At 63.4% G+C, this 26,213-nt stretch carries 26 protein-coding genes; 19 read left to right on the top strand and 7 right to left on the bottom strand.

The annotated features are described in order from the left end of the window. The first annotated feature begins 53 nt into the window (after nt 1-53). Complete coding sequence (locus ABSY17_RS17480) at nt 54-503, top strand: DNA polymerase III subunit chi (RefSeq protein ID WP_378943429.1); 450 nt, start codon at nt 54-56, stop codon at nt 501-503. Between the two features lie 18 nt (nt 504-521). On the opposite strand, the gene ABSY17_RS17475 is transcribed toward ABSY17_RS17480, so the two are convergent. Further along, the gene (locus ABSY17_RS17475) at nt 522-3,245 is read right to left on the bottom strand and encodes an autotransporter domain-containing protein (RefSeq protein WP_378943427.1); all 2,724 of its coding nucleotides are present in this window, start codon (nt 3,243-3,245) and stop codon (nt 522-524) included. Between the two features lie 405 nt (nt 3,246-3,650). Here ABSY17_RS17475 and ABSY17_RS17470 point away from each other — a divergent pair, with 405 nt between their 5' ends. The 5 genes from ABSY17_RS17470 (at nt 3,651) to ABSY17_RS17450 (ending at nt 7,041) form a co-directional block, all read left to right on the top strand. Then, nucleotides 3,651-4,259 (top strand): hypothetical protein, encoded by a 609-nt coding sequence (locus ABSY17_RS17470; protein WP_378943425.1) that lies wholly within the window; start codon nt 3,651-3,653, stop codon nt 4,257-4,259. After that, nucleotides 4,256-5,116, top strand: a complete 861-nt coding sequence (locus ABSY17_RS17465; protein ID WP_378943423.1) for a 23S rRNA (adenine(2030)-N(6))-methyltransferase RlmJ — start codon at nt 4,256-4,258, stop codon at nt 5,114-5,116. Before ABSY17_RS17470 ends, ABSY17_RS17465 begins: the two co-directional genes overlap by 4 nt. A 53-nt stretch (nt 5,117-5,169) precedes the next feature. Next, on the top strand, nt 5,170-5,643 hold the full coding sequence (locus ABSY17_RS17460; RefSeq protein WP_378943421.1) for a hypothetical protein: 474 nt from the start codon (nt 5,170-5,172) through the stop codon (nt 5,641-5,643). Beyond that, nucleotides 5,585-6,370, top strand: coding sequence for a ribonuclease (locus tag ABSY17_RS17455; RefSeq protein WP_378943419.1), 786 nt, complete (start codon nt 5,585-5,587; stop codon nt 6,368-6,370). Before ABSY17_RS17460 ends, ABSY17_RS17455 begins: the two co-directional genes overlap by 59 nt. Before the next feature lie 71 nt (nt 6,371-6,441). Beyond that, a complete protein-coding gene (locus ABSY17_RS17450) occupies nt 6,442-7,041 on the top strand; it encodes a glutathione S-transferase family protein (RefSeq protein WP_378943417.1) in 600 nt (199 codons plus the stop codon). A gap of 93 nt (nt 7,042-7,134) precedes the next feature. On the opposite strand, the gene ABSY17_RS17445 is transcribed toward ABSY17_RS17450, so the two are convergent. Continuing rightward, a complete protein-coding gene (locus ABSY17_RS17445; protein ID WP_378943415.1) occupies nt 7,135-7,797 on the bottom strand; it encodes an outer membrane protein in 663 nt (220 codons plus the stop codon). A gap of 419 nt (nt 7,798-8,216) precedes the next feature. Between ABSY17_RS17445 and ABSY17_RS17440 the strand changes: the two genes are divergently transcribed. From ABSY17_RS17440 to ABSY17_RS17415, 6 genes are all read left to right on the top strand, one after another. Further along, a complete protein-coding gene (locus tag ABSY17_RS17440) occupies nt 8,217-8,981 on the top strand; it encodes an SDR family oxidoreductase (RefSeq protein WP_378952810.1) in 765 nt (254 codons plus the stop codon). 59 nt (nt 8,982-9,040) lie between these two features. After that, the gene (gene uvrC / locus ABSY17_RS17435) at nt 9,041-11,038 is read left to right on the top strand and encodes an excinuclease ABC subunit UvrC (protein WP_378952807.1); all 1,998 of its coding nucleotides are present in this window, start codon (nt 9,041-9,043) and stop codon (nt 11,036-11,038) included. A gap of 107 nt (nt 11,039-11,145) precedes the next feature. Continuing rightward, the gene (gene pgsA, locus ABSY17_RS17430) at nt 11,146-11,742 is read left to right on the top strand and encodes a CDP-diacylglycerol--glycerol-3-phosphate 3-phosphatidyltransferase (protein WP_378943413.1); all 597 of its coding nucleotides are present in this window, start codon (nt 11,146-11,148) and stop codon (nt 11,740-11,742) included. A 5-nt stretch (nt 11,743-11,747) separates the two neighbouring features. Beyond that, on the top strand, nt 11,748-12,002 hold the full coding sequence (moaD, locus tag ABSY17_RS17425) for a molybdopterin converting factor subunit 1 (protein ID WP_378943411.1): 255 nt from the start codon (nt 11,748-11,750) through the stop codon (nt 12,000-12,002). Between the two features lie 4 nt (nt 12,003-12,006). Further along, nucleotides 12,007-12,480: a molybdenum cofactor biosynthesis protein MoaE gene (locus ABSY17_RS17420; RefSeq protein WP_378943409.1), complete on the top strand. Its 474-nt coding sequence runs from the start codon at nt 12,007-12,009 to the stop codon at nt 12,478-12,480. Nucleotides 12,481-12,602: 122 nt separating this feature from the next. Then, nucleotides 12,603-13,367 carry a YbaY family lipoprotein gene (locus ABSY17_RS17415; protein WP_378943407.1) on the top strand — a complete coding sequence of 255 codons (765 nt, stop codon included), beginning with the start codon at nt 12,603-12,605 and terminating at the stop codon, nt 13,365-13,367. A gap of 329 nt (nt 13,368-13,696) precedes the next feature. Here ABSY17_RS17415 and ndk read toward each other — a convergent pair whose 3' ends face one another. Together ndk and ABSY17_RS17405 are read right to left on the bottom strand one after the other, a co-directional pair. Continuing rightward, nucleotides 13,697-14,119 carry a nucleoside-diphosphate kinase gene (ndk, locus tag ABSY17_RS17410; protein WP_378943405.1) on the bottom strand — a complete coding sequence of 141 codons (423 nt, stop codon included), beginning with the start codon at nt 14,117-14,119 and terminating at the stop codon, nt 13,697-13,699. Between the two features lie 75 nt (nt 14,120-14,194). Next, nucleotides 14,195-14,887: a glutathione S-transferase family protein gene (locus tag ABSY17_RS17405; protein ID WP_378943403.1), complete on the bottom strand. Its 693-nt coding sequence runs from the start codon at nt 14,885-14,887 to the stop codon at nt 14,195-14,197. A 166-nt stretch (nt 14,888-15,053) separates the two neighbouring features. Here ABSY17_RS17405 and ABSY17_RS17400 point away from each other — a divergent pair, with 166 nt between their 5' ends. The 4 genes from ABSY17_RS17400 to ABSY17_RS17385 all read left to right on the top strand — a co-directional run bounded on the left by ABSY17_RS17400 (nt 15,054) and on the right by ABSY17_RS17385 (nt 21,283). After that, the gene (locus ABSY17_RS17400) at nt 15,054-15,566 is read left to right on the top strand and encodes a DinB family protein (protein ID WP_378943401.1); all 513 of its coding nucleotides are present in this window, start codon (nt 15,054-15,056) and stop codon (nt 15,564-15,566) included. Between the two features lie 190 nt (nt 15,567-15,756). Continuing rightward, entirely contained in the window at nt 15,757-17,025 is a 1,269-nt protein-coding gene (locus ABSY17_RS17395) for an MFS transporter (protein WP_378943399.1), read from the top strand. Between the two features lie 97 nt (nt 17,026-17,122). Next, the gene (gene abc-f, locus ABSY17_RS17390) at nt 17,123-19,000 is read left to right on the top strand and encodes a ribosomal protection-like ABC-F family protein (RefSeq protein WP_378943397.1); all 1,878 of its coding nucleotides are present in this window, start codon (nt 17,123-17,125) and stop codon (nt 18,998-19,000) included. 177 nt (nt 19,001-19,177) lie between these two features. Beyond that, on the top strand, nt 19,178-21,283 hold the full coding sequence (locus ABSY17_RS17385) for a molybdopterin-dependent oxidoreductase (protein WP_378943395.1): 2,106 nt from the start codon (nt 19,178-19,180) through the stop codon (nt 21,281-21,283). A 12-nt stretch (nt 21,284-21,295) separates the two neighbouring features. On the opposite strand, the gene ABSY17_RS17380 is transcribed toward ABSY17_RS17385, so the two are convergent. Genes ABSY17_RS17380 through purM form a run of 3 tightly spaced genes read right to left on the bottom strand, consistent with a single transcriptional unit; the run spans nt 21,296 to nt 23,605 of the window. Continuing rightward, on the bottom strand, nt 21,296-21,823 hold the full coding sequence (locus ABSY17_RS17380) for a SixA phosphatase family protein (RefSeq protein ID WP_378943393.1): 528 nt from the start codon (nt 21,821-21,823) through the stop codon (nt 21,296-21,298). 13 nt (nt 21,824-21,836) lie between these two features. Then, complete coding sequence (purN, locus tag ABSY17_RS17375) at nt 21,837-22,544, bottom strand: phosphoribosylglycinamide formyltransferase (RefSeq protein ID WP_378943391.1); 708 nt, start codon at nt 22,542-22,544, stop codon at nt 21,837-21,839. Continuing rightward, complete coding sequence (gene purM, locus ABSY17_RS17370) at nt 22,541-23,605, bottom strand: phosphoribosylformylglycinamidine cyclo-ligase (RefSeq protein WP_378943389.1); 1,065 nt, start codon at nt 23,603-23,605, stop codon at nt 22,541-22,543. Before purM ends, purN begins: the two co-directional genes overlap by 4 nt. Nucleotides 23,606-23,812: 207 nt before the next feature. Here purM and ABSY17_RS17365 point away from each other — a divergent pair, with 207 nt between their 5' ends. The 3 genes from ABSY17_RS17365 to hdaA are packed head-to-tail and all read left to right on the top strand — an operon-like array spanning nt 23,813 to nt 26,212. After that, complete coding sequence (locus tag ABSY17_RS17365) at nt 23,813-24,370, top strand: CDP-alcohol phosphatidyltransferase family protein (RefSeq protein WP_378943387.1); 558 nt, start codon at nt 23,813-23,815, stop codon at nt 24,368-24,370. Beyond that, entirely contained in the window at nt 24,342-25,508 is a 1,167-nt protein-coding gene (locus tag ABSY17_RS17360; RefSeq protein WP_378943385.1) for an AI-2E family transporter, read from the top strand. Before ABSY17_RS17365 ends, ABSY17_RS17360 begins: the two co-directional genes overlap by 29 nt. Then, nucleotides 25,505-26,212: a DnaA regulatory inactivator HdaA gene (gene hdaA / locus ABSY17_RS17355; RefSeq protein ID WP_378943383.1), complete on the top strand. Its 708-nt coding sequence runs from the start codon at nt 25,505-25,507 to the stop codon at nt 26,210-26,212. The genes ABSY17_RS17360 and hdaA overlap by 4 nt, the downstream gene beginning before the upstream one ends. The last annotated feature ends 1 nt before the right edge of the window (nt 26,213 follow it).

Below are 26,213 nucleotides of genomic sequence, written 5' to 3'. Positions count from 1 at the left end.
GCGGCAAATCCCGCGCTTCACTGGCAAGTCATTTTCGGGCATAGCATTGCCCGATGGCCGAAGTCCTTTTCTATCACCTGACGGAATCGACGCTGGAGGACGCGCTGCCGGGTTTGCTCGAGCGCAGCCTGCAGCGTGGCTGGAAGGCAGTGGTACAGACTGGCACCGAAGAGCGGCGTGACGCGCTCGACGCCCACCTCTGGACCTTTCGCGACGATTCGTTTCTGGCCCATGGCAGTGACAGCGAAGCGCATGTGGCGGAGCAGCCGGTCGTGCTGACGGTCAGCGACGGCAACCCCAATTCGGCCGAAATCCGGTTCATGGTCGACGGTGCTGCGCCGCCCGACATCGCGCCGTATCAGCGGGCCGTCTTCCTGTTCGACGGTCACGACGCAGCGCAGCTGGAAGGTGCGCGCACGCATTGGAAGACGATGAAAGCCGGTGGCCACACCGTTACCTACTGGCAGCAGACGCCGGACCGGCGCTGGGAGCGCAAGGCCTGACGGCAGCCTTTCCTCTTCCTAGAATTTGACGCTCAGATCGGCGCTGAACGTATGATCCTGCGTCTCACTGGCGATCTGTCCTGCATATGAGAGCCCAAGCGTTGCGGCTTGGCTTACGGTCGTGTCGATCCCGGCTTCCAGCAAAAGCGCGTCCCTTGCGATCGGCAGGCCTTCGACGGTGAAGGCACCACCACCAGCAAAGGCGAGGCTGGCCGTCGGGGTGACATCGCCGAAGGCGTGGCGCCAGCCGAGCGTGCCGCGTGCTGAGGCCGAAACCGTTCCGAGGTTGAAGTCGGTTGCGGCATGAAGGCCAAGCGTCGAAAAGGCCGTATCGAAGGTCGAGGCGGCGCTGGAGAGTACGGCTGCGCCGCCCTTTTCGCTGAAGCCATCTGTGCGGACGCTGGCGTAACCCAATCCGGCGAACGGCTCGAAACGGAACCGGCCTGCGTCCGTTTGATAGCCAATCTCGCTGAATGCCTGCGCAGTGCCGGCGTCGTAATCGGCGCTCAGCCGGCTTGGGCTGGCGAAGGCGACGTCGCGGTCGGTCTCGATGTCGTGCCATGTGTAGGCAGCACCGGCGCGGAGAGCGAGCGCGCCGTAGGCTGCCCCGCCATAGGCACCGAGATGGATGTTCTGCGACGAGCCAGAGGCAGCCTCGGCATGGAATGAGGTGCGGCTGTAGCCGCCGGTCGCACCAAGCCGCCAATTGTCTCCGGCAGCCGCATCGCCGCCGAACAGCAGCCCGCCGGTCGAATGTTCGAGTTCAGCTCCATTGACGTTGCTAACCGATTGGCCCCATGCGCCGAGCGCCTGAGACCAGACCGCGAAACGCTCTGTGTCGGCGGGAGCCAATTCCGGCCCGCCGGGGCCATAGGCCATCACCGGCAGTGCTGGGGCTGCGACATCTGCGAATGCCGAGCGCAAACGAGTAGAGGCGGCGTCGCCGAGGAAGCCGCTTGTCTCGATGAGCGAGCCCGTGAGCGAGGCGTGCATCTCGCCGGTCAGATGGCCGAAGGCTGCTTGCGCCTGGCCGACGGACAGGCCGATGACGCCATCGAACACCGCATGGCCGATGCCGAGTTGTTCGATGGCTGCTGCCGCGGCTACGCCGTTTGGGGTTGCCGCCGTATCGGCGAAGGCGACCGTGTTGCGGGTGACGTCGAGATAGACGTGGTTCGGGTCGTAAACGAGCCCCAGGTTGAGGAAGGCAAAGGGATCGAGCAGGTTGGCGAACGTGCCGGTGACACTGCCGGCCGAAAGGATGGTGTGGCGCCCGTCGCCGGTATAGCCGCCTGTCGCGAGCCGCGCATCAAGCTGCCCATCGATCGAGGCGGTTCCCGAAAGGTCGAGCAGGCTGGTGCCGTCTCGCGCGCCGAGCATGACGACCATCGTCGCGCCGTCGGATTGCAAATAGTCGCCGTCGAGCGAAAGCGTGCCGCCCGCGCCGCCCCAGCCGGCCCACATCGTGCCATGGTTGTCGACGTCGCCGACGATCGTTCCATCCCCGCTCAGAATGCCGCCGGCCTCGACATACGTGCCCGAAACGATGCTGCCGGAGATCGCCAGTATGCCGTCTTCAACCCGCGTTGCTCCGGCATATGTGCTGTTGCCGAACAGCGACAGGACACCGTTGCCCGCCTTGATCAGGCCGCCCGCGCCGGTGATGTCGTTGAACCAACGGCTGTCGGCCATCGTCTGCACGGCGCGGAAATCGCCCCAATCGAACTTGCCCGGGCCGAGTATTGCCATGCTGACGTCCAGGAGCCCGTACCCATAGACCTCGTCAACGCCCGGATCCCCGACATCATAGGCGGTCCCAAGCAGCACCTGCTTGATCTGGAAGGGCGTCATGTAGGGAAACATCTGCTGTACCAGCGCCGCTCCGCCCGCCACATGCGGGCCGGCAAACGACGTTCCCCAGACCTCTTCATAGCCACCGCCGGCAGCAGCCGTGTAGATCCGGCTGGCGGGGGCGGCGATGCACCAATTCTTGGCGACGCCGCATTTGTTCGCATCTTCGTAGCCGTAGCCTGTGACGGCCAGCCAGCCCGCCTCGAGCTCGGGGAAAAAGTATGGCAGGCCGGCTTGCGGATTGGCGTCGTCCAGACCCTGATTGTGGGTTGGTACGATCATCAGCGTGCCCGCTTCGAAAGCGCGGCGGAAAGCAGCCAACTGTGCTCCTTCGTAGTATTCGTATTCTTCGGCGTTCGTTTCGGTAATGGCAAACGTGTGACCCAGTTCGTACAGGATGAATGGCGCTTTCCTACTCAGCAACCAGTCGATTGCTCCAGGCACAGCGGCTGAATCGATGTCGCCGTTGCGATCAGTGTATGTTGCCTCGAGGATTGTCGCTCCGGGGGCGACGCCGTGCATGCCCTTGCCATCGCGCTTGCCCGCGAGGACCGCGGCCACCAGCGTTCCGTGGCCCTTCGGATCAGTCGCCCAACTGACGCCGTCCCATCCGAGCCCGCTGAAATTGCCGCCTGCAAATTCCGGGTGGCTCATGTCGATGCCCGAATCGACGATGCCGACGGTCACGCCACTGCCGTCGAGTCCCTTGGCGTAGGCATATTCCGCACCGATCCAGTCCAGTCCGTACTGCGCGAAAAATTCCGGCGTGCGCCAGAAATCGGGATCGGTAGGGTCGTCGGTCGCCCAGGCTGCTCCCGTCGCCACGGCAAAAAGCGACGTCGACACGAAAAGCGTCGCCATGCGGCCCGACAGGCGCAATTTATCCAACATTTCCGGACGTTCCCCGATGCGGTCCGTCGCAGCAATGAGGCAATAATTTTTTCAGGTCAACGCGCAGTGACTGCTTTTCTAATCCAGATTTCGAACATGCGCTGTAAACAATCAGCGAAAGATAGTCGTATGCGTTGATTTATCTACCATAAGTTGTGCGTCTACGTTGCGTACATGCTGGTAAACTCAAACCGCTAGCACATCTACTTTCGGAAGATCTAAAATTGGCCTTTTTTGAACTGGCTGACAACCCCAGTGGGGTTGAAGGGTGACCGGATTCCTGTCGCGGCCCGCGCAACAAGTCACGGGTGGTCCCGCACTTTTCGCCAACGACTAAAAGCCGTAGTAGGAAGACGACTACCCATCCGGCCGATATCCGCCGTCGTCTACAGATTTTCGGGCATCATGCGTCTTCTCTTCCTTCTCATCCTTCTCGCCGGCACCGGTCTCGGCATCATCTACCCGTGGGCGACGACCAATTTCGCCGGCCGTGAAATCGGCACCTATCGCGTCTATGATCGCGGCGGCAGTTTCCGTCCCGTTGACGTGGCCTTGGCAACCGTCGACGCGCCGGTCCGTGTCCTCGCCGACCTCACCACCTTCGCGCCACCGGTGACGACGCCGGCGCATGCGACCCTTCACGTTACCGCATCGACGCGCGGCGAAACCGTGCTCACGCAGGCGCTCAATTTCTACGACACCACGCCGCGCGAGCGCAGCCCGCAATTGCCGGATCCGGTTTTCCGCGACGACGCCGGCCTGATTCACAACGTCCGGCCCGGCACCTATCGCTTCGCCATAGCGCAAGGCGACGTCGACAACGTCCAGGTCAAGAGTGTGGATCTCATCCTGCGTTCAGGCGGCTGGGGCGTGGACGAGCGCGCCCAACCGGTCGGCTTTTCGCTGATGGCAATAGGCTTCGTTGGCCTGGTCATGTCGCTGCGTAGTCGCCGTCCGGAAAATCCAAATTCGCAACCGCCGGCGCCGCGCCGGGGCAGGGGCAAGCAATCATGAACTATCGCCACGCCTATCACGCCGGCAATTTTGCCGATGTCGTCAAGCACGCCGTGCTCGCCCGGCTGGTCGAATATCTCAAGCGCAAGGACAAGGCCTTCCGCGTGATCGATACCCATGCCGGGATAGGCCTCTATGACCTGTCGTCGGAAGAGGCGCGCAAGACCGGCGAATGGCATGACGGCATCGGTCGCCTGATCGACGTGTCGTTGCCGGCCAATGCCGCCGAATTGCTCGCGCCCTATCTGGATGCCGTGCGCGCGGTGAACCCGGATGGCGGCATTGAAAGTTACCCCGGCTCGCCACTGATCGTGCGCCACCTCCTGCGCAAGCAAGACCGACTGTCGGCGCTCGAACTGCATCCCGAGGATGCCAAGACGCTAGCCACCCTGTTTGAGGGCGACTTCCAGACACGCGTGACCGAACTGGACGGCTGGCTGGCGCTGGGCGCGCATCTGCCGCCCAAGGAGAAGCGCGGACTGGTGCTGGTCGATCCACCGTTCGAGATCGGCGGCGAATTCGACCGTCTCGTCGATGGATTGAAGAAGGCACATCGGCGTTGGCCGGGCGGCATCTTTGCGCTGTGGTATCCGGTCAAGGACCGCAAGGCGGTAGCGGAATTCCGCGAGGCGCTAGCCGTCGCCGAGATACCCAAGATCATGGACATCGAGTTCTATATCCGCCAGCCGTCTCCCGAACCGCGCCTCGATGGCACCGGCATGGTGGTGGTCAACCCGCCTTATCAGCTTGAAAGCGAACTGAATGTCCTGTTGCCGGCGCTGAGCAAGGTTCTTGCCGAGGCGCCGGGCGCGCGCTGGTCCGTCGAATGGCTGGCTGGCGAAGAGCAGGCTTCTTGACCGCGACGCGGCGAACAAGCAAACTGGGTTGTATCGTTTGTGGAGTACAAACCATGAGTCGCGTTGCCAGAGCCGTTTTCGCCGCAGTGTTCGGTCTCGGAACGGCTATGCTTGGTGCGGTCCCTGCGCAGGCCGGCGCCTTCTTCGGAAAGTCCCCCTACGCCTACAACAATACAAGCGTTTGCGGCGAGGCATGGGTACTCAACCAGATCAGCAACCGCTTCCGCTACCAGGTTCGCCACGTGCCGAACCTGCCTGACGTGGCGATCACGAATTTCAGCAATATCCAAGAGAACAGCTATCTGCCAAACGACGAAAACCACCCAATTGCCCGCGTCTATTGCGTTGCGACGGTCACCTTGTCGGATGGCGATGACCGACCGGTGTGGTATCTGATCGAATATGGCATGGGCTTCGCGTCGATCGGCAACAATGTCGAGTTCTGTGTCGCCGGCTTCGATCGCTGGTATGTCTACAATGGTGGCGGTGACGACATCGGCCGTGGCGGCTGCCGCGTCCTGCGTTGAGGCCAAGTCCATATCAGTGACTTTGTGGCGGCGGACGAGGGCGGCCGGACTTTGCGCGGCGCTACTGCTTGCGCTGGCCGCATGCGCGCCGGCGGAAGAGAAATCAAGCGACGCCAGCCAGAAGCCGGTGGCCACACAAGCCGTGCCGCGCGGGCAGGGCTTTGATTTCTATGTGCTTTCGTTGTCTTGGTCGCCGAGCTATTGCGAGGCCGAGGGCCAGCGGGCCAATGGCCAGCAGTGCCGTGCGGGGCGGCCTTACGCCTTTGTCGTGCACGGGCTTTGGCCGCAATTCGAGCGCGGCTATCCCGAGAACTGCCCGACCAGCAAGAGCGACCTGTCGAGCGCGGAGTTGCGCAGCCTTTACGATCTCATGCCGTCGTCGGGTCTCATCCGCCACCAATGGCGCAAGCACGGCGCCTGCTCGGGCCTGACGCAGGACGACTATTTCAAGGTTTTGCGCGCGGCGCGCGAAAAGATCGAGATTCCCCGCGAGTTCGAGCGGCTCGGTACCTACAAGACCTTGACGCCCGGACAGGCCGAACGCGCTTTCCTTTCGGCCAACCCAGCCCTGAAGTCTGACGAGATCGCCGTCACCTGCGACCGGCGCTATCTGCGCGAAGTGCGCATCTGCATGACCAAGGAACTCGACTTCCGCGCTTGTCCCGAGATCGAGAGGCGAGCCTGCCGGCTCGACAAGGTGGTGATGCCGCCGGTGCGCGAGCGCTGAATTTCCGGTGCGATGCGTTGCCGTTGCCTCGCTTGCTGAATATGGTCCCCGCCGAAAAAGGGGACCTTTTGATGCCAAGACTTCTCTATTCTCCCGCCTCGCCCTACAGCGCCAAGGTTCGCATGGCCGCAGCCTATGCCGGAATACCGGTCGAGGCTGTCACTGTCGACACCGGCCCGCAGCCGGCGTTGCTGACCGACGCCAACCCGCTCGGCAAGATCCCGGTTTGGATCACCGACGAGGGCGAGGGCATCTATGACAGCCGGGTCATCACGCAATATCTGAACCGTCTTTCCGGCAACAAGCTGCTCCCGCGCAACGCCGACAAGCGGCTCGATGCCGAGCGGCTGGAGGCCTTGGCCGACGGCCTCTGCGACTGCCTGTTGGCGATGGTCTATGAACGCCGCTCGCGGCCCGAGGAAATCGTCCACCAGCCGTGGATCGACAAGCAATGGTCGAAAGTGGTCCGTGCGCTCGACCTGCTCAATGCCAATCCACCGAAGCTGCCCAAGTCGATCACGACCGGGCAGATCGCGCTGCGCGCCACCATCGGCTACATGGAACTGCGCTTTGCCGGCAAGTGGGAGAAGGGGCGGCCGCGGCTGAAGCGCTGGGCGGCACGCTTTGACGAAAAGTTCCCCGACCTGAAGACGATCATGCCGCAGGGTTGAGCCGCGCGCGTTTGATGGGCAAGAGCTGAACGGCAAGAAAACAAAAAAGCCGGGCGCAAGGCCCGGCTTTTCCGTAAGTCGCGATCTTTCAGATCAGAACTTCATACCGACGCCGAACTGGATGCGGTGATCCTTGTTCGACACTTCGGCAGTGCTGCCGCCGAGGTTGAAGTTGTCGCTACCGTAGTCGGTGTAGCGGTACTCGACGCGGCCGAAGACGGCCTCGGTGAGCTTGACGTCGGCACCAGCGCCGGCGGTCCAGCCGAGTGCGGTGTTCGTGTCTTCGAAGCCGCCGCTGCTGACTTCGACACGCTTGCCGGCGCCACCGGCAGTACCGTAGAGGAGGATGTCAGGCGTCACGGCATAGCCGAGACGGGCGCGCAGCGAGCCATCGATGCCCGACTTGACGTTCAGGCCGCCGTTGTCGGTTTCAACGCCGCTGTAGCCGATGTCGCCTTCAGCACCGAGGACAATACCGTTGTCCATCTGGTAGTTGTAGCCGACGAAAGCGCCGCCGAGGAAACCATCGGTGTCGAGCTTCGTACCACCGACATTGGCTTCACCGCTGAAACCGTAGCCGACGGTGACACCGGCATAGGGGCCCGACCAGGTGTTGAGCGGCGGCATCTCCATCGGAGCGGCAGGTGCCGGCGGCTCTTCCATGACGACGTCGGCGGCGAAGGCGGGCATTGCCGCCAGGGCGACCAGGCCGAACGCTGCCGCGAGCGGGCGGGCATGCTTGAGAATGGCAGTCATTTCATACTCCTTAAAGCCAAAAGACGCTGGCTTCCTTTCAAGATGGCGCCCTCAAAATCCCGCCGGGGGGAGGAACGGGTCAGGCGCCGAACAGGTCCGAATGTCGGGTCGAAATGCGGCTGAACCGAACCTGAAGTTGGGTGATTACCCGGCGCAAATGAGGCTGAAAGGTGATGTTGCGCTCTCGCAACAGCCTTGTCAGGAGCTTCGCCGGAGATTTGCCGCAAGCCGCTTGGTGCAACGGGTTGGGCATTCTATATCTGGTTTGCCGGCGTGCTTCGCGGGGCGCTTTGCGGGTGGAAGTTTGGGCTTTCGCCACATTGCTGCCCGATCGATGAATGGCTGTTTATGCATGTTACCGAACGGTAACCGAGTTCGCCCCGCGAAAGCTGGTGGACAAGAAGAAAGAGGACGACTGGATGGCAAGCATGGCACGCAATGCGCTGGTGACAGGAGGGGCAAAGCGGATTGGTCGCGCGATCGTCGAGGACCTGGCGGAGCATGGCTTCGGTGTCGCCATCCATTGCAACCACGCGCGCGCCGAAGCCGACGAGCTTGCCGCCGCAATCAGGGCAGCGGGTGGACGCGCGGCTGTGGTGGAGGCCGATCTTGCCGATATGGACGCTGTCGATCGCATCATTGGTGCGGCAACGGCAGCACTCGGGCCGATCGGCTTGCTCGTCAACAACGCCTCCGTCTTCGAAGCCGATTCCGTGACCGATTTCGACTGGGATACCTGGGACAGGCATTTTGCGCTGCACGTGAAGGCGCCCGCGCTGCTGGCCAGGCATTTTGCCGTCGCACTGCCCGAAGAGGCGCACGGTCTGATCGTCAACATGATCGACCAGCGCGTGCTCAAGCCGACGCCGCACTATTTCTCCTATGCACTGTCGAAATCGGCATTGTGGACTGCGACCCGGACGATGGCGCAGGCGCTGGCGCCGCGGATTCGTGTCAATGCGATCGGCCCGGGCCCGACATTGCCCAATTCGCGCCAGGATGACGCTGCGTTTGCGGCGCAACTGGACGGCCTGATCTTGAAACACGGCCCGGCACTCGCCGAATTTGGCTCGACCATCCGCTATCTCTGGGAGGCGCGCTCGGTCACCGGCCAGATGATCGCGCTCGACGGCGGCCAGCATCTTGCCTGGCAGACACCTGACGTGACAGGCATGGTGGAATGAGCCAACGCGAATCCGATACCAGGCAGCGCCACGCAAAAGATGGCCGGCCAACCGAAGACATGCCCGACATCGACATCGATGATGAAGAGGCGGTGGAGGAAGAGGTTGCGCCCAGCGGCCCCGAACTGCCATTCACCGCCATTGACTGGACCGCGCATGCCGGCGATGCCGATGGCATGGTCGGCGCCGAGGTGATCCAGACGCTGGTGAAGCGCCTGCCCAACGCGCCGGGCGTCTATCGCATGATGAATGCTGCCGGCGACGTGCTTTATGTCGGTAAGGCGCGCAGTCTCAAGAAGCGCGTCACCAACTACGCACAGGGACGTTTCCATACCAACCGCATCGGCAAGATGGTGCGCGAGACGGCGACGATGGAGTTCGTCGTCACCCGCACCGAGATCGAGGCGCTGCTGCTCGAAGCAAACCTGATCAAGCGTCTGCGCCCGCGTTTCAACGTGCTGATGCGCGACGACAAGTCGTTCCCCTACATCATGCTGACCAGCGACCATTCCTCGCCTGGAATCTACAAGCATCGCGGCGCGCGTTCGCGCAAAGGCGGCGACTATTTTGGGCCTTTCGCCTCCGCGCAGGCGGTCGGGCGCACGATCAACTCACTGCAGCGCGCCTTCCTGCTGCGCAGTTGCACGGACAGTTTCTTCGACAATCGCACGCGGCCCTGTCTGCTGTTCCAGATCAAGCGTTGTGCAGCACCTTGCACCGGCGAGATTTCGCGCGAGGGCTATGCCGAACTGGTCAGCGAGGCGAAGGACTTCCTGTCCGGCCGCAGCCAGAAGGTGAAGACAGAGATTTCCGGGCAGATGCAGCAGGCCGCCGAAGAACTCGATTTCGAGCGCGCGGCTGTCTATCGCGACAGGCTCGCCGCACTTTCGCATGTCCAGAGCCATCAGGGCATCAACCCGCAGACCATCGACGAGGCCGACGTCTTCGCCATCCATCAGGAGGGTGGGCAGACCGGCATCCAGGTGTTCTTCTTCCGCACCGGGCAGAACTGGGGCAACCGCGCCTATTTCCCCAAAGCCGATCCGTCGCTGGAGGCGGCCGAGGTGCTCGGCTCGTTCCTGGCGCAGTTCTACGACGACAAGCCGTCGCCGCGCGCAATCCTTTTGTCGCATACGGTCGAGGAGCAGGAGTTGCTGGCCGAGGCGCTGTCCACCCGCGCCGGCCACAAGGTCGCGATCTCGGTGCCGCAGCGCGGCGAGAAGAAGGATATCGTCGACCAGGCCGTGCAGAACGCCCGTGAGGCGCTTGGCCGCAGGCTGGCCGAGACGTCGACGCAGGCGCGGCTGCTGGAGGGCTTTGCCCAGACCTTCGGCCTGGAAAAGCCGCCGGTGCGCATCGAGGTCTACGACAACTCGCACATCATGGGCACCAATGCGGTAGGCGGCATGGTGGTCGCGGGACCCGAGGGCTTCGTCAAGAACCAGTACCGCAAGTTCAACATCCGCTCGACCGACATCACCCCTGGCGACGACTTCGGCATGATGCGCGAAGTGATGACGCGGCGCTTTTCACGGCTGCTCAAGGAGCACGGCGACGAGCAACCCGATCCGGAAGGAAGCGAGGATGCCGGCGCATTCCCGGCCTGGCCCGACGTCATCCTGATCGACGGCGGGCAGGGCCAGATGACGGCGGTGCGGGCGATGCTGGCCGAACTCGGCATTGAGGACCGCGTCGTGGCGATCGGCGTCGCCAAGGGCCAGGACCGCGAGGCCGGCCGCGAGCGCTTCTTCGTCAAGGGCAAGGAATCGTTTTCGCTGCCGATACGCGATCCGGTGCTCTATTTCGTCCAGCGCCTGCGCGACGAGGCGCATCGCTTTGCCATCGGTTCGCACCGGGCGCGTCGCAAGAAGGAAATGGTCAAGAACCCGCTCGACGAGATCGACGGCATCGGGCCGGCGCGCAAGCGCGCGCTCCTCCTGGCCTTTGGCACGGCCAAGGCGGTCAGCCGGGCGGCCGTGGAAGACCTGAGAGCCGTGGAAGGCATCTCGGATTCCATTGCGCGCCTTGTTTACAACCATTTTCACGATAATGGGTGATGTGGGAATGGGTTGTCGTCGGGAGCCAACCTGGCCTATCCATACGCAGTTGACCCATCCTGCCTGCTTCTGATTTCAGTGCGGCAGACGAGAGAGCATTAGAGACCATGGCCAAGCGCGCTTTCAACCTGCCCAATATGCTGACCTATGCGCGCATTCTGGCAGTGCCGCTGGTGGTGTTGTGCTTCTTCCTCGAAGGCACCTTGAAGTCGAGCGACTTCGCCCGTTGGAGCGCGCTCGGCATCTTCATCGCGGCGAGCGTCACCGATTATCTCGACGGCTATCTGGCGCGTGCCTGGAAGCAGACATCGAACATCGGCAGGATGCTCGATCCGATTGCCGACAAGCTTCTGGTCGCCACCTGTCTGCTGCTGCTGGCAGCCGATACGGATCATCGCGGCGGCATTGCCGGCTGGTCGCTGTGGGCGGCGATCATCATTCTGTGCCGCGAGATCCTCGTGTCCGGCCTGCGCGAATATCTCGCAGCGCTGAAGGTCAGCGTGCCTGTGACCCAACTCGCCAAGTGGAAGACCGCTATCCAGATGGTGGCCATCGCCTTCCTTCTCGCCGGTCCGGCTGGCGACAAGATTTTCCCGCTCACCACCCAGATTGGCCTCGTGCTGCTTTGGATCGCGGCCCTTGTGACGCTATATACCGGTTATGACTATTTCCGCGCTGGCCTGAAGCACATCATGGACGAGTGAGTCCCATGACCAAGCTCATCTATTTCGCCTGGGTGCGCGAGCGGATCGGCAAGGCCGAGGAAGACATCGAGCTTCCAGCGGGGGTCAAGACGGTGTCCGATCTGCTGCTGTGGCTCAAATCGCGCGGCGACGAGTTCGAAAGTGCCTTGCAGCACCCCGAGGTGATCCGCGTGGCGATCAACCAGGAGCATGTCGATCATCGCGAAACGATCGTCGGGGCGCGCGAGATAGCACTCTTCCCGCCGATGACGGGGGGCTGAGGCGATGACCGCCACCGTCGTGCCTATGGTGCGGATTCAGGCGGCGGATTTCGATGTTGCCGCCGAGGTCGCGCGGCTGACTGAGCGCAGGGCCGATGTCGGCGCGGTCGTGACCTTCACCGGCCTTTGCCGCGACGAGGCGGGTACGCTTTCGGCACTCGAGCTCGAGCATTACCCCGGCATGGCCGAGGCCGAGATCACCCGGATCGCCCACGAGGCGATCGAGCGCTGGCCGCTCGCCGGTATCACCGCCATCCACCGTTTCGGCCGTATCAGGCCGGGCGAGAACATCGTGCTGGTGGTCGCCGCCTCCACGCACCGGCAGGCCGCCTTCGAGGCGGCGAATTTCCTGATGGACTACCTCAAGTCGCGCGCGCCCTTCTGGAAGAAGGAGCATCGCGTGGACGGCAGTGAGGGCGGGTGGGTTGACGCCAAGGAAAGCGACGAGCTTGCTGCCGCTCGCTGGGCGAGATCCTGACCGGGTGCGATGGTAATATCAACTGGCGGCCACGGAACCACCGCAATCCTTCCTACCTTCATGTGCGGGAATCGCGCGCAAGGCTGCGCGAATTCCAGGCAACAACAAAAGGTGGATGCACGATGATCGGCAAGCTTACGGAACTTCTCGTATTCGGCTTTGCGCCGCTGCTGTTGGGCATGCTGTCGGTTCCGGAAATGGCGGCTGCCGAAGAAAAGTCCATCACCGGCGAGGTGTCCTATCGCGAGCGCATCGCGTTGCCGCCGCATGCGGTTCTGACCGTGCAACTGGTCGACGTGTCGCTGGCCGATGCGCCCTCGACGATCATCGGCCAGCAGAAGATCGACCCGGCCGGTCAGGTGCCGATCAAGTTCTCGGTGCCCTTCGATCCGGTGGCCATCCAGCCGCAGCTGAGCTACGCGCTGCAAGCCCGCATCACAGTCGACGACCGGCTATGGTTCATCAACGACGTGCGCCATGACGTTGATCCGCTGACCGCCGGGCCGCAGAACATGATGCTCATCAAGGTTAGCCAGAACGAGACGCCGACCGGCGACATCTTTGACCGCGAATGGGTGGCCGAGGAAATCGGCGGGGCGGCCGTGCTCGACGAGCCTGTCTCGACACTGCGCATTGCGACCGACGGCAAGGTGACGGGTCGCGGCGCCTGCAACAATTTCTTCGGTTCGGCGACGGCAACGGCGGGAACCATCAAGTTCGGGCAGATGGGCTCGACCCAGATGGCCTGCGAGCCGTCGGTGATGGACCAGGAGCGCAAGTTCCATGACGCGCTTGAGAACGCCGCAACCTACCGCATCGACAACGGCAAGCTGATCCTGGTCGACAAGGACGGCAAGGATATCGTCCTCTTCGGCGACGGCGGCTGATTGAATCAGTTTCTGTGGTCTGTTGGGCAACTCATTGAGAAGCTTGCTCGTGCGTCCTTCGACAAGCTCAGGATGAGGACCGTAGTAGCCAGCAGCGGGTGAAGCCGTTGTGCCAAGAGCCTAAACGGCAGAGGTGACGGAACGTGAGGGAAGCTGACATCCTGCTCGGTGGGTCGTCAGTTCTGGACAAGCGGCAGCGCCGTCGGTCCTCATCCTGAGCTTGTCGAAGGACGCACCACCCCACCACCGGGCAAAAGAAAAGCCGGGGCGCGAGCCCCGGCTTTTCGAATCTGGATCAGGGGCTTGGAGCCTATGGCTCCAGCCTTTGATCAGCCGACGATCTCGGTCTCGGAGAACCAGTAGGCGATTTCCTGCGCCGCGGTCTCGGGAGCGTCCGAACCGTGCACGGAGTTCTCGCCGATCGACAGTGCATGCACCTTGCGGATGGTGCCTTCGGCTGCGCTGGCCGGGTTGGTGGCGCCCATCACGTCGCGGTTCTTGAGGATGGCGTTCTCGCCTTCAAGGACCTGAACGATCGTCGGGCCCGACGACATGGATTCGACCAGCTCGCCGAAGAAGGGGCGTTCCTTGTGGACGGCGTAGAAGCCCTCGGCCTCGCGGCGGCTCATCCACACGCGGCGGGACGCCACGACGCGCAGGCCGGCATCCTCGAGCATCTTGGTGATTGCGCCGGTCAGGTTGCGCTTGGTCGCGTCCGGCTTGATCATCGAAAATGTGCGTTCGATCGCCATGATAGTTCCTTGTGAGATGGGGAAATGCAGTGTGGCGGGGTCTATACAGGCCGCCCGCCGCATTGCCAAGGGGGACTAAACCGCTGCTGCAACGCCGCGCCCCTTGCCGTTGTGGAGGTCGAGGCAGCGCTCGAACCAATCGGCGATCGGATCGGCTTCGTCCAGCACCTTGTAGGATGTGGCGATGCGGACCCATTGGAATGCACCGAAGAGGATGTAGTCGGCGAAGAGCGGTCCGTTGCCGCCAATCCACGGCTGGTAGGAAAGCATGCTGCGCAACGGCTCGAGCGACGCCCGGAAGGCGCCGAGTCCTGCGTCGCGCGCTACTGTCACGTCTTCCAGAGACTTGCCGTAGCGCGCCTCGCGGCTTTGGCGGAAGTAGGCGGCATTCGCCTGGTCCTGCATTGAATGGAGCGCGGTGAGGGCGGTGACGCCGAGATAGGGATGAACGATCGTTTGCGTCCAGCGTTCGACGAAACGGGCAAGTGCTTCGCCGCCCTTGCCACCAAACAGTGTCGGCCGCTCGGGATAGGCCTCATCGAGATAGAGCGCGATGGCGAAGGAGTCCGAGACCACCTTGTCGCCGTCGCGGATGACCGGGATCGTCTTCGGGGCACCGCCTTCGATCTCGGCAACTTCCAGGAAACGCGTCGGCACGGAGCGATGGTCGAGCCCCTTGTGGGCCAGGGCCATCGCGATCTTCCAGCAATGCGGGCTGAAAGGACGCGCAGTATCGCGGCCGACGAGGTCATAGAATAGAATGGTCATTGGCGATGGTTCCCGATGCACTTAGAGCGCCGTGCGTCCGAATGGACGCACAAAGGACGCTCTAACACTTTGAATCTGCGCATCGTGCTTTCCGAAAATCGATTCTGATTTTCGGGCCGATGCGCTAGGAAGGGGCTCATTGTTTCGACGCACCGAAGGATTTTCGATGAAACAGCATTTCATGATGTTGGCGGCCTACAATCAATGGGCCAACGAGCGGATTTACGAAGCAGCGGCGGATCTCGACGCAGACGAATTCGGCCGCGACTCCGGCGCCGTCTTCAAGTCGATGAAGGGAACGCTGAACCATCTTCTCGTCGCCGACCGCATCTGGATGAAGCGGTTTACCGGCGAGGGCGACGCTCCGGCCACGCTCGACACGATCCTGCACGAGGATTTCGCCCGGTTGCATGCGGCGCGCCAGGCAGAGGACAAGCGCATTGTGCAATGGGTGGGCGCGCTCACCGACAAGGCGGTTGCCGGCCGCTTCACCTACATGACCGTCACCGATATGCGCACCATCTCCCAAAGGCTGGCCCCCGCGCTCGATCATCTCTTCAACCACCAGACCCATCATCGTGGACAGGCGCATATGATCCTGACGGTTCTCGGACGCCCTTCGGTGACCCTTGATCTGATCTATTTCCAGCGAACCGAGGACGGAAGGGCATTCGCCTGACATCAGTTGCCAGTGGCAGCTGCGCATCCTGGTGTCATGAGTTGTCTGGATCAAGCGATCGACCCATGCTGGGCGTGCTGGTTTGCCTTGCCTTTGCCCCGCGTCTCGGCCAGAGCATGTCCTGAATCGGGCCGGCCAGCAGGGGCGTTTCGGTGGCTGCCCGCCAATCCGGACCTTCAAGGAAACTCCTTTGCGCGCCTATGGTGAAAAGACCGGCCAGGCAATCGTGCTGCTGCTCATTGCCGGTTCCGGCATGGTGGCCATCGCCAGGGGCATGACGCTGACTTTCCTGGCCATCCGCCTGCAGCAGGATTTTGGCCTGGGGCCGGCCGTCATCGGCATGCTGATCGGCGCCGGGCCGCTGCTTGGTGCTGCCGCCAGCCCGTTCGCGGGAACAATCTCCGACCGGATCGGTCGCCGCAGCGTGCTGACGATAGCACTGCTCTTCGCCGGCCTTGGGCTGATCGGGTTGGGTCTTGCCCAGTCGGTCGCAGCCTTCGCCATCGCCCATATCGTCTCCTCGGTTGCGGCTGCGGCCTACGAGCCTGTGTCGCGGGCGCTGATGAGCGACGCGGCTCCCGAAAAGCTCCGTTTGAAGATGTTCTCGTGGCGCTATCTGATGATCAATGCCGGCTGGGCGGTCGGGCCGATGATCGGGATCGCAATCGGCGCCAATTCGCCGGCGCCCTTCGTCATCGCCGGTCTCGTTCACTTCATCTTCGCGGCGGCGATCTTTGTCATCGTGCCCAATGTGGCCGCAAAGCCCGTTGGCGAGAAAGCTGCTTCGCCGGCGCCGGGCTTTCGCCGGCTGGTGCTCGCACTGCGCGACCGCCGGCTGCTGTTCTATGTCGGCGGCGGGACGCTGCTTATGGCCGTCTACGGCCAATGGTCGGTGACGCTGTCGCAATATCTGACCACGAACCTGGCCGACGGCATGAAGATCTTCGCACTGCTGGTGACCACCAATGCCACTGTTGTGGTGCTGGCAACCGCTCCCGCCCGATATGTGATCGAAAGGATCGGGCCGCTCAAGGCCATGGTGTTGGGCTGCCTGCTGTTCCTCGGCGGCGAGCTCGGCTTTGCCGCCGCCACCAGCCCGGCGATGCTGATCGGTTTCATGGTGCTGTTCACCATCGGAGAGGTGCTGGTCGTGCCGGCCGAGTATGTGCTGGTCGACAAGATCTCCAACGATGGCAATCGCGGCGCCTATTTCGGTGCGCATTCGCTGGCGTCGGTCGGCAATTTTTTCGGGCCGCTGCTCGGTGGTCTGGCGCTTGGAGCGCTGGGCGGACAGGGCATGTTCATGCTTTTCGCCATCCTGTCGGCAGGGAGTGCGATGCTGTTTGCGCTGGGCCATGCCTCGCCGCCGCCGACGTCGCTGGATGGGCAGGTTGCCGGCGAAGGTAGCGAGGTCGTCGAAGGTGCCCTGCACCGAGCCGCAAGGCCTGCCCTGGCATAGACAATCGCGCCTGAAGCCGCTTTCGACCGTGCGTTGCATCTCTCCGGATGCGTCGCGCCCTTGCCATTGTCGCAACTCTCCGTCAAAACCCCACGCCATGCTTATCATCAACGATCTCTCCCTCCGCATCGCCGGGCGCCTGCTTCTCGACCATGCGTCGCTGACCCTGCCTGCCGGCACCAAGGCCGGCCTCGTCGGCCGCAACGGCACCGGCAAGACCACGCTGTTCAAGGCGATTACCGGTGACTTCAGTTCCGAAACCGGCAGCATCAGCCTGCCCAAGAACACGCGCATCGGCCAAGTGGCCCAGGAAGCGCCCGGCACCGAGGAGCCGCTGATCGACATCGTGCTCAAGGCCGATGTCGAGCGTACGGCACTTCTCGCCGAGGAGCAGACGACCACCGATCCACACCGCATCGCCGAAATCCATGTCCGGCTCGCCGACATCGACGCCCATTCGGCCGAGTCGCGCGCGGCTACGATCCTTGCCGGCCTCGGCTTCGACGACGAGGCGCAACGGCGTCCCGCTTCGTCGTTCTCGGGCGGCTGGCGCATGCGCGTCGCACTTGCTGCGGTTCTGTTCTCCGAGCCTGACTTGCTGCTGCTCGACGAGCCGACCAACTATCTCGATCTCGAAGGCACGCTGTGGCTGGAGAACTACGTCTCCAAGTACCCCCACACAGTCCTGCTGATCAGCCACGATCGCGATCTGCTCAACCGCGCCGTCAATTCGATCGTCCATCTCGACCAGAAGAAGATGACCTTCTGGCGCGGCGGTTATGACCAGTTCGAGCGCCAGATCGCCGAACAGCGCGAGTTGCAGGAAAAGGGCCGCGTCAAGCAGGAGGCGGCGCGCAAGCACCTGCAGTCCTTCGTCGACCGGTTCCGCGCCAAGGCCTCCAAGGCGCGCCAGGCGCAGTCGCGTATCAAGGCGCTGGAAAAGATGAAGCCGATCGCGGCACTCATCGAGGACAATGTCAGGCCGTTCAGCTTCCCCGAGCCGGTGAAGACCGTTGCCTCGCCGATCGTGGCGCTCGATCGCGTCAATGTTGGCTATCAGGCGGACAAGCCGATCCTCAAGAAGATGACCCTGCGCATCGACGCCGACGACCGTATCGCGCTCCTGGGCGCCAACGGCAACGGCAAGTCGACCTTTGCCAAGCTTCTGGCTGGGCGGCTGAAGGCCGAGACCGGGTCGGTGACGATTGCGCCGGGGCTCAAGGTGGCGATCTTCGCCCAGCACCAGCTCGACGACTTGAGGCCGGACGAAAACGCCTACGAGCATGTGCGCCGTCTGATGCCGGATGCGCCCGAGTCGAAAGTGCGCGCCCGTGTCGCCCAGTTCGGTCTGCCAACCGAAAAGATGAACACCGCTGCCAAGGATCTTTCCGGCGGCGAAAAGGCACGCCTGCTGATGGGGCTCTCGGCCTTTGACGGCCCGAATCTGTTCATCCTCGACGAGCCGACCAACCACCTGGATATCGACAGCCGCGAGGCGCTGATCATGGCGCTCAACGATTTTCCGGGCGCGGTGATCCTGATTTCGCACGACCGCCACCTGCTCGAGGCGACGGCCGACCGGCTGTGGCTGGTCAAGGATGGCAGCGTCAATCCGTATGACGGCGACCTCGAGGACTATAAGACGCTGGTGACGGGCGTCTCTGGTGATCGGCGTGAAAAGCGCGAGGCAGACAAGGCGTCGAAAGCCGACCGCCGCCGCGAGGCCGCGGCAAGGCGTGCCGCGCTCGAGCCGCTGGCCAAGGAAATCCGCGCTACCGAGGCGCTGATGGACCGCATCCGCAAGCGCATCGACCTGATCGAAGACGAGCTTGCCAATCCGGCGCTCTACGAGAAGGATCCGATCAAGGCGACGCGGCTGGCCAAGGAGCGCTCGGAGCTCTCTGGACAGCTCAACGGCCACGAGGAAAAGTGGCTGACGATGTCCACTGAATACGAGGAAGGTATAGCGGAGTAGGGGCTTCCCAGCGGCGCCCCCTCATCTGGCCCTTCGAGCCACCTTCTCTCCGTCGGAGAGAAGGTGTGGGCGGTCCACCTCCGGTCTCCTCTTCCTGCCGGGGGCCGAACGTAGTGGAGGCCGGGTGAGGGAGAGTTGGCCCTACACTCGCCGCCGACATCAGGGTAAAAGGGCGCCATGAACCAGACCGCCAATATCAGGATCGGCCACTCGGCCTGTCCGCACGATTGCCCCTCGACCTGCGCGTTGAATGTCGAACTGCTCGACGACAAGCGTATCGGCCGCATCCATGGCGCCAGGGACAACAGCTATACGGCCGGCGTGGTCTGCGCCAAGGTCGCGCGTTATGCCGACCGCATCCACCATCCCGACCGCCTCACGAAGCCGCTGGTCCGCGCCGGCGCAAAGGGCGGAGGTCAGTGGAAGGAAGCGAGCTGGGAGGCGGCGCTCGATCTGGTGGCGGAAAATTTCATCGCAGCCGAAGCCAAACACGGCTCCGAGACGGTCTGGCCCTATTTCTACGCCGGCACGATGGGCCTGGTTCAGCGCGACGGAATCGAACGCCTGCGTCATGCCAAGAAATATTCCGGCTTCTTCGGCTCGATCTGCACCAACCTGGCCTGGACCGGCTATGTGATGGGCACCGGCGCGTTACGCGGTTCAGACCCGCGCGAGATGGCCAAGTCGGACTGCGTGGTGATCTGGGGCACCAATGCGGTGGTCACGCAGGTCAACGTGATGACCCACGCGGTCAAGGCCCGCAAGGAGCGCGGTGCGAAAATCGTCGTCATCGACATCTACGAGACCGCGACGATGAAGCAGGCCGACATGGCGCTGGTGCTGAAGCCCGGCACCGACGGTGCGCTTGCCTGCGCGGTCATGCACGTGTTGTTCCGGGAGGGGCTGGCCGACCGCGCCTATCTCGAACAATACACCGACGACCCGAAGGGGCTGGAAGAGCATCTGCGCGAAAAGACGCCGGAATGGGCGGCTGCGATCACCGGGCTGTCGGCGGAAGAGATCGAGGCATTTGCGCGGCTGGTCGGCACGACCAGGAAGACCTTCTTCCGTCTCGGCTACGGCTTTTCGCGCCAGCGCAACGGCTCGGTCAATATGCACGCGGCGCTGTCGATCCCGGCGGTGACCGGTGCCTGGCAATATGAGGGCGGCGGCGCCTTCCATTCCAATTCGGGCATCTTCAAGCTCAACATGGAACTGCTCGAGGGCAGCAGGCTGCGCGATCCTGACATACGCTATCTCGACCATTCCCGCATCGGCCCGGTGCTGACAGGGGCCGAGGACGCGCTTTATGGCGGCCCGCCGGTGACTGCGATGCTGATCCAGAACACCAATCCGGCGAATGTCGCACCCGAGCAGCGGCTGGTGGTAAAGGGCTTTTTGCGCGACGACCTGTTCACCTGCGTGCACGAGCAGTTCATGACCGACACCGCCAAGCTCGCCGACGTCGTTTTGCCGGCGACGATGTTTTTGGAGCACGACGACATCTACAAGGGCGGCGGCAACCAGCACATCACGCTGGGTCCGAAGCTGATCGATCCGCCGGAGGGACCGCGCACCAATCATTTCGTCATCGAGGAACTGGCCAAGCGGCTCGGCGTGGCCGACAGGCCGGGTTTCGGGCTGACCGAGCGCCAGCACATCGACCACATTCTCGCCAAGCGCGGGCTCGGCGACTTCGACAGCCTCGAGGCCAGCCGCTGGGTCGACATGCAGCCGGAATTCGAGAGCGCGCATTTCCTGAAGGGATTTGGCCATCCCGATGGAAAATTCCGTTTCAAGCCGCAGTGGAACGGCGGCATGGCCCCCAACAAGCCACCGCGCAGCATGGGCATCTTCGGCCCGGTTGAGCAGTTGCCGGAGTTCCCCGACCATGTCGACCTGATCGAGGTGGCAGACGCCGAGCATCCGTTTCGGCTGGCAACTTCGCCGGCCCGCAACTTCCTCAATTCAACTTTCGCCGAAACGCCTGTGTCGCGGGAAAAAGAGGGTCGGCCGGAACTCCTGATCCATCCGGAGGACGCGGCAGTGCTTGGCTTGGCAGCCGGCGACCGCGTCGAGGTCGGCAACCGACGCGGCGAGGTCGTGCTGCATGCAAAACTGTTCGACAACATCAAGCGCGGCGTGGTTATCGCCGAGGGCATCTGGCCGAACTCGGCTCATGAGCGCGGCGAGGGCATCAACGTGCTGACCGGCGCGGACGCGCCTGCGCCCTATGGCGGTGCTGCCGTCCACGACAACAAGGTTTGGGTGAGGGCGGCCTAGCCGCCCACCCGTTCAGCCGAGATCCTTAGGGCGCAGGCAGTGTGTCAGGCGGGCAACTCCGAACTGCAGCTTGTCCCATCGCCCTTCGACTGCGAAGCGGGCAAAGGCACCGGTAGGGAGCTTTTCGCCGAGAAGCGCGGACGCCTTTGCGTCCGAGCCCGGTCCGGCGAGGCGCCGGGCAAATTCTTCCAGCCCCGGATTGTGCCCGACGATCAGCAGCGTGGCCACCCTATCGGGTGCCAAGCGCGATTCGGCCAGCAATTCGTCCGCCGAGGCTTCGTAGAGGTCTTCGTGAAACAAAACGGGGGGAGCGGGCTCCGGCCAATCCGCAGAGACCAGCCGCCAGGTTTCGCGCGTGCGCGCAGCGGGCGACACGAGCGCCAAGTCAGGTAACCAGTTGCGCCGGGCCATTTCGGCGCCGATGCGCGGCGCGGCCTTCTCGCCGCGCGGCGCAAGCGGCCGGTCGAAATCGCTGAGGGACCCGTCGTCCCAGCTCGATTTGGCGTGGCGCAGGAGAAGCAGTTGCCTTGTCCTTGCCATGCTTGCCTCCGTTTCAGGGCGTGATGCGCGCCAACTGTTCCAGGTCGATCTCTTCGCGCGCCGGGTTTGGTGCCGCAATCTCGTCCTGGCCGACAGTGTCGGCGAAGCCGGAAAACGCGGTGCGGTTGCCTTCCATCCGCACCTTGCCTTCGGCAAACAGCCTGAGCGCCAGCGGGTAGAGCCGGTGCTCCGCCTTGAGCACGCGCGCCGACAGCGTCGGTTCGTCGTCGTCGATCAGAACAGGTACGGCGGCCTGGGCGATGATCGGGCCGTCGTCCATGGCTGCTGTCACGAAATGGACCGTGCAGCCATGCACGCGAATGCCGGCGTCGAGGGCGCGCTGGTGGGTGTCCAGGCCCTTGAAGGAGGGCAGGAGTGCGGGGTGGATGTTGATCATCCGTCCCTGCCACTTCTCGACGAAGCCAGCCGTCAAAAGCCGCATGTAGCCGGCCAGCGCCACGATCTCCGCGCCGAAGGTGGCGAGCGCGGAATGGATCGCCGCGTCATGGGCATCCTTGCTGGCATGGTCGGCGCGCGTAACCACCTTGGTGGCGATGCCGCGGCTGGCGGCGATGCCGAGGCCAGCCGCATCGGCCTTGTCGGAGATGACGCCGACGATCTCGGCCGGGAAGGCGGGGTCGGCGGCGGCGTCGATCAGTGCGGCCATGTTGGAGCCGCGGCCGGAAATGAGGATGACGGTGCGTTTGCGCTGGCTGGTCATAGCGAAAGCGTGCCACGATAGATGACGCCGGTATCGCGGCGCGGCACGATGCGACCGATCGGCGTGACCGTCTCGCCCGCTTCCTGCAGCACGGCGGCAACCTGTGCCGCCTGGCCGGCGGCGACCACCGTTATCATGCCAATGCCGCAGTTGAAGGTGCGCATCATCTCTTCCGGCGCTACGTCGCCGGCTTTGGCGAGCCAGGAGAACACCGGCGGCACGTCGATCGCCGACAGGTCGAGCTCAGCCGAGAACTCCTTGGGCAACACCCTCGGGATGTTTTCGGGGAAGCCGCCGCCGGTGATGTGGGCCAGCGCCTTGATGCCATGGGTCCCGCGGATCGCCTTGAGCAGCGACTTGACGTAGATGCGGGTCGGCTCGAGCAGCGCCTCTGCCAGCGTCGGCCCGTCGGCGAAGGGCGCGCGGGCGCTCCATGTCAGGCCGGATTTCTCGACGATGCGCCGAACCAGCGAATAGCCGTTGGAATGAACGCCGGAGGAGGCGAGACCGAGCAGCACGTCACCTTCTGCCACGTCGTCGGTGGGCAGCAGCTGGCCGCGCTCGGCAGCCCCCACGGCAAAGCCGGCGAGGTCGTAGTCATTGCCATGGTACATGCCCGGCATCTCGGCGGTCTCGCCGCCGATCAGCGCGCAGCCGGCCTGGCGGCAGCCCTCGGCGATGCCCGAGACGATGTCGGCGCCCTGGATCGGGTCGAGCTTGCCGGTGGCGAAATAGTCGAGGAACAACAGCGGCTCGGCGCCCTGGACGACGATGTCGTTGACGCACATGGCGACGAGGTCGATGCCGATGGTGTCGTGCTTGCCCGCGTCGATGGCGATCTTGAGCTTGGTGCCGACGCCGTCATTGGCCGCGACGAGGATCGGGTCGGAAAAACCTGCTGCCTTCAGGTCGAACAGGCCGCCGAAGCCGCCAATCTCGCCGTCGGCCCCCGGCCGGCGCGTCGAGCGCACCAGCGGCTTGATCTTCTCGACCATCAGGTTTCCGGCGTCGATGTCGACGCCCGCCTGCGCGTAGGTGAGACCCTTGCTGCCTTCGCTCATCGTAAAATCCTGATGCCGTGCGTTTGGCGCGCTATTCGCATGAACGGCTCCTTCCCGCAAGCGAATGAGGCCCGGTGCGGCCGGATAGCCCGCCAAAGCGGTGGACAGAGCCCAGCATGGCAGGTCACTTGCGGTGACGCGAAGTCTCGCCCATGTATCGGGAAAAGACAAAGACTATCGGCGAAAACCAAAGGCGGGATGCGAGTTGTGACTGTTCCGAACATAATCACGATCGTGCGGCTCCTGCTCGTCCCTTGCGTGATCTACGCCATGCTTTCGGGGGCTTGGGACTGGGCCTTCGCCGGCTTCGTCGTCGCCGGCGTGTCGGACGCCGTCGATGGCTTCATCGCCCGGCATTTCAACCAGCGTTCGGTGCTTGGCTCCTATCTCGACCCGATGGCCGACAAGCTGCTGCTGGTCAGCGTCTTTGTCGTGCTCGGGATCATGGGGCATCTGCCGCTTTGGCTGGTGATCCTGGCTGTGTCGCGCGACGCCCTGATCGTCTGCGCGGTGCTGCTCTCCACCGTCATGGGCAATCCCGTCGTCGTGAAGCCGCTGATGGTGTCCAAGGCCAATACCGCCATACAGATCGTCCTGGCGGCAGTCGTGCTGGCCGAGCTTTCCTTCAGCTTTGCCCTTGGACCGGTGCGCCCGGCGTTGATAACGGTCTCCGGCCTCTTGACCGTCGCTTCCGCAGCAGCCTATCTCGTGGCTTGGCTGAGGCATATGAGTGGTTATGGCGAAGGCGAAGCTTCCAACCGATAGCGAGGCGGCTGAAGCCGCATCGGCAGCGTCGTTCCGCACGCAGATCCGCTTCTGGCTGATCACGGCCGTTCTGTTCGTCGCTTTCCTCTATCTGTTCAGCAACATCCTGCTGCCCTTCGTGGCTGGCATGGCGCTGGCCTATTTCCTGGATCCCGTCGCCGACAGGCTGCAGCGGTTCGGGCTGTCGCGCTTCATGGCGTCGGTGGTGATCCTGATCTGTTTCGTCATTCTGCTGACGCTGGCGCTGGTGGTGCTGATTCCGGTGCTTGCCACGCAGATGGCGGATTTCGCCGAAAAGGTTCCCGGTTATGCCGAAAAGCTTCAGAAACTGGTGACCAATTTCAATCCGCAGTGGCTCGAACAGCGATTTGGCGTCAGCGCAACTGGCCTGCAAGACGCGCTCAATTCGGTCCTGAGCGCTGGCTTCGGTTTCCTCGCGACGGTGTTCAAGTCGATCTGGAGCTCAGGCATGGCGCTGTTCTCCATTGCCAGCCTGTTCGTCATCACGCCGGTCGTTGCTTTCTATATGCTGCTCGACTGGGACCGCATGGTCGCCGTGGTCGACAGCTGGATACCGCGCGACCATGTCGAGACCGTTCGCCAACTGGCAACCGACATCAACGCCGCCACTGCAGGCTTCGTGCGGGGACAGGGCACGCTCTGCATCGTGCTTGGCGTCATGTATGCCGTCGGCCTGACGCTGACAGGGCTGAACTTCGGCGTGCTCATCGGCTTGTTTGCGGGTCTGATCAGCTTCATTCCCTATGTCGGCTCGCTGACAGGCTTGGTTCTGTCGGTCGGCGTTGCCTTCGTGCAGTTCTGGCCCGACTGGATGATGGTGCTGGCCGTCGCCTGCGTGTTTTTTGTCGGCCAGTTCATCGAAGGCAACATCCTCCAGCCGCGGCTGGTGGGCAAAAGCGTCGGCCTGCATCCGGTGTGGCTGATGTTTGCCCTGTTCGCCTTTGGCGCGCTGTTCGGCTTCGTCGGACTGCTGGTCGCTGTCCCTTCCGCCGCTGCGATTGCCGTGCTCGTGCGCTTTGCCATAGCGCGTTATCTTGAATCGCCGCTTTATCACGGCCATGCGGACGAACCGACCGCCGCGCCGCATGCGCCGGCCGACGACCGAACGGAAAAATGACCTTGACGCGCGAGCCCGAAAAACCGCGTCAGTTGCCGCTTGATCTTGGCCATTCGCCAGGGTTTTCACGCGACGATCTGGTCGTTTCGCCGGCCAATCTGCAGGCAACGGCCCTTATCGACCGCTGGCCGGACTGGCCGGCACCGGTAGTTCTGCTCGCTGGGCCGGCCGGATCGGGCAAATCGCATCTGGCGGCGATCTGGCGCGAGCAGGCGGGAGCCATAGAGCTTTCCGCTTCCGACATCTCCGCCCATATCGGCGCGATCGGCTCGACGCCGGTGGTGATCGACGATGCCGATCAGGGCAGGCTCGATCAGGATGGCCTGTTTCACCTCATCAATCTGGTGCGTGGAGCCGGCTCGCATCTGCTTTTGACCGCGCGCAGCTTTCCCACCGCATGGGGAGTGACGCTGCCTGATCTGGCCTCGCGGCTCAAGGCTGCGGCGACAGTTGAGATCGAAGAGCCCGATGACGTGCTGCTTGCGGGCGTCATCACCAAGTTGTTCGCCGACCGCCAGGTCGAGGTCGAGCCGCATGTGGTTCAGTTCCTCGTCCGCCGTATGGAACGTTCGCTGTCGACGGCGATCGGGGTTGTCGACCGGCTCGACCGCGCGGCCCTGGAGCAAAAGAGCCGGATCACCCGCGCGCTTGCCGCCGAGACGATCAACGCGCTCGATGCAGGCCAAGGCGAGTTCGAACTCTGAC

The sequence above is a fragment of the Mesorhizobium sp. ANAO-SY3R2 genome, assembly GCF_042466635.1.
In the GTDB taxonomy this organism is placed as follows: Bacteria; Pseudomonadota; Alphaproteobacteria; order Rhizobiales; family Rhizobiaceae; genus Aminobacter.
The sequence above is the reverse complement of the archived record's forward strand: the minus strand, read 5'-3'. Positions and strand labels throughout refer to the sequence as shown.

Bases quoted from the DNA above. Each gene is read 5' to 3' on its own strand.
- ABSY17_RS17480 (WP_378943429.1), top strand. From the start codon at position 54: ATGGCCGAAGTCCTTTTCTATCACCTGACGGAATCGACGCTGGAGGAC.
- ABSY17_RS17475 (WP_378943427.1), bottom strand. From the start codon at position 3,245: ATGTTGGATAAATTGCGCCTGTCGGGCCGCATGGCGACGCTTTTCGTG.
- ABSY17_RS17470 (WP_378943425.1), top strand. From the start codon at position 3,651: ATGCGTCTTCTCTTCCTTCTCATCCTTCTCGCCGGCACCGGTCTCGGC.
- ABSY17_RS17465 (WP_378943423.1), top strand. From the start codon at position 4,256: ATGAACTATCGCCACGCCTATCACGCCGGCAATTTTGCCGATGTCGTC.
- ABSY17_RS17460 (WP_378943421.1), top strand. From the start codon at position 5,170: ATGAGTCGCGTTGCCAGAGCCGTTTTCGCCGCAGTGTTCGGTCTCGGA.
- ABSY17_RS17455 (WP_378943419.1), top strand. From the start codon at position 5,585: ATGTCTACAATGGTGGCGGTGACGACATCGGCCGTGGCGGCTGCCGCG.
- ABSY17_RS17450 (WP_378943417.1), top strand. From the start codon at position 6,442: ATGCCAAGACTTCTCTATTCTCCCGCCTCGCCCTACAGCGCCAAGGTT.
- ABSY17_RS17445 (WP_378943415.1), bottom strand. From the start codon at position 7,797: ATGACTGCCATTCTCAAGCATGCCCGCCCGCTCGCGGCAGCGTTCGGC.
- ABSY17_RS17440 (WP_378952810.1), top strand. From the start codon at position 8,217: ATGGCAAGCATGGCACGCAATGCGCTGGTGACAGGAGGGGCAAAGCGG.
- uvrC (WP_378952807.1), top strand. From the start codon at position 9,041: ATGCCCGACATCGACATCGATGATGAAGAGGCGGTGGAGGAAGAGGTT.
- pgsA (WP_378943413.1), top strand. From the start codon at position 11,146: ATGGCCAAGCGCGCTTTCAACCTGCCCAATATGCTGACCTATGCGCGC.
- moaD (WP_378943411.1), top strand. From the start codon at position 11,748: ATGACCAAGCTCATCTATTTCGCCTGGGTGCGCGAGCGGATCGGCAAG.
- ABSY17_RS17420 (WP_378943409.1), top strand. From the start codon at position 12,007: ATGACCGCCACCGTCGTGCCTATGGTGCGGATTCAGGCGGCGGATTTC.
- ABSY17_RS17415 (WP_378943407.1), top strand. From the start codon at position 12,603: ATGATCGGCAAGCTTACGGAACTTCTCGTATTCGGCTTTGCGCCGCTG.
- ndk (WP_378943405.1), bottom strand. From the start codon at position 14,119: ATGGCGATCGAACGCACATTTTCGATGATCAAGCCGGACGCGACCAAG.
- ABSY17_RS17405 (WP_378943403.1), bottom strand. From the start codon at position 14,887: ATGACCATTCTATTCTATGACCTCGTCGGCCGCGATACTGCGCGTCCT.
- ABSY17_RS17400 (WP_378943401.1), top strand. From the start codon at position 15,054: ATGAAACAGCATTTCATGATGTTGGCGGCCTACAATCAATGGGCCAAC.
- abc-f (WP_378943397.1), top strand. From the start codon at position 17,123: ATGCTTATCATCAACGATCTCTCCCTCCGCATCGCCGGGCGCCTGCTT.
- ABSY17_RS17385 (WP_378943395.1), top strand. From the start codon at position 19,178: ATGAACCAGACCGCCAATATCAGGATCGGCCACTCGGCCTGTCCGCAC.
- ABSY17_RS17380 (WP_378943393.1), bottom strand. From the start codon at position 21,823: ATGGCAAGGACAAGGCAACTGCTTCTCCTGCGCCACGCCAAATCGAGC.
- purN (WP_378943391.1), bottom strand. From the start codon at position 22,544: ATGACCAGCCAGCGCAAACGCACCGTCATCCTCATTTCCGGCCGCGGC.
- purM (WP_378943389.1), bottom strand. From the start codon at position 23,605: ATGAGCGAAGGCAGCAAGGGTCTCACCTACGCGCAGGCGGGCGTCGAC.
- ABSY17_RS17360 (WP_378943385.1), top strand. From the start codon at position 24,342: ATGGCGAAGGCGAAGCTTCCAACCGATAGCGAGGCGGCTGAAGCCGCA.
- hdaA (WP_378943383.1), top strand. From the start codon at position 25,505: ATGACCTTGACGCGCGAGCCCGAAAAACCGCGTCAGTTGCCGCTTGAT.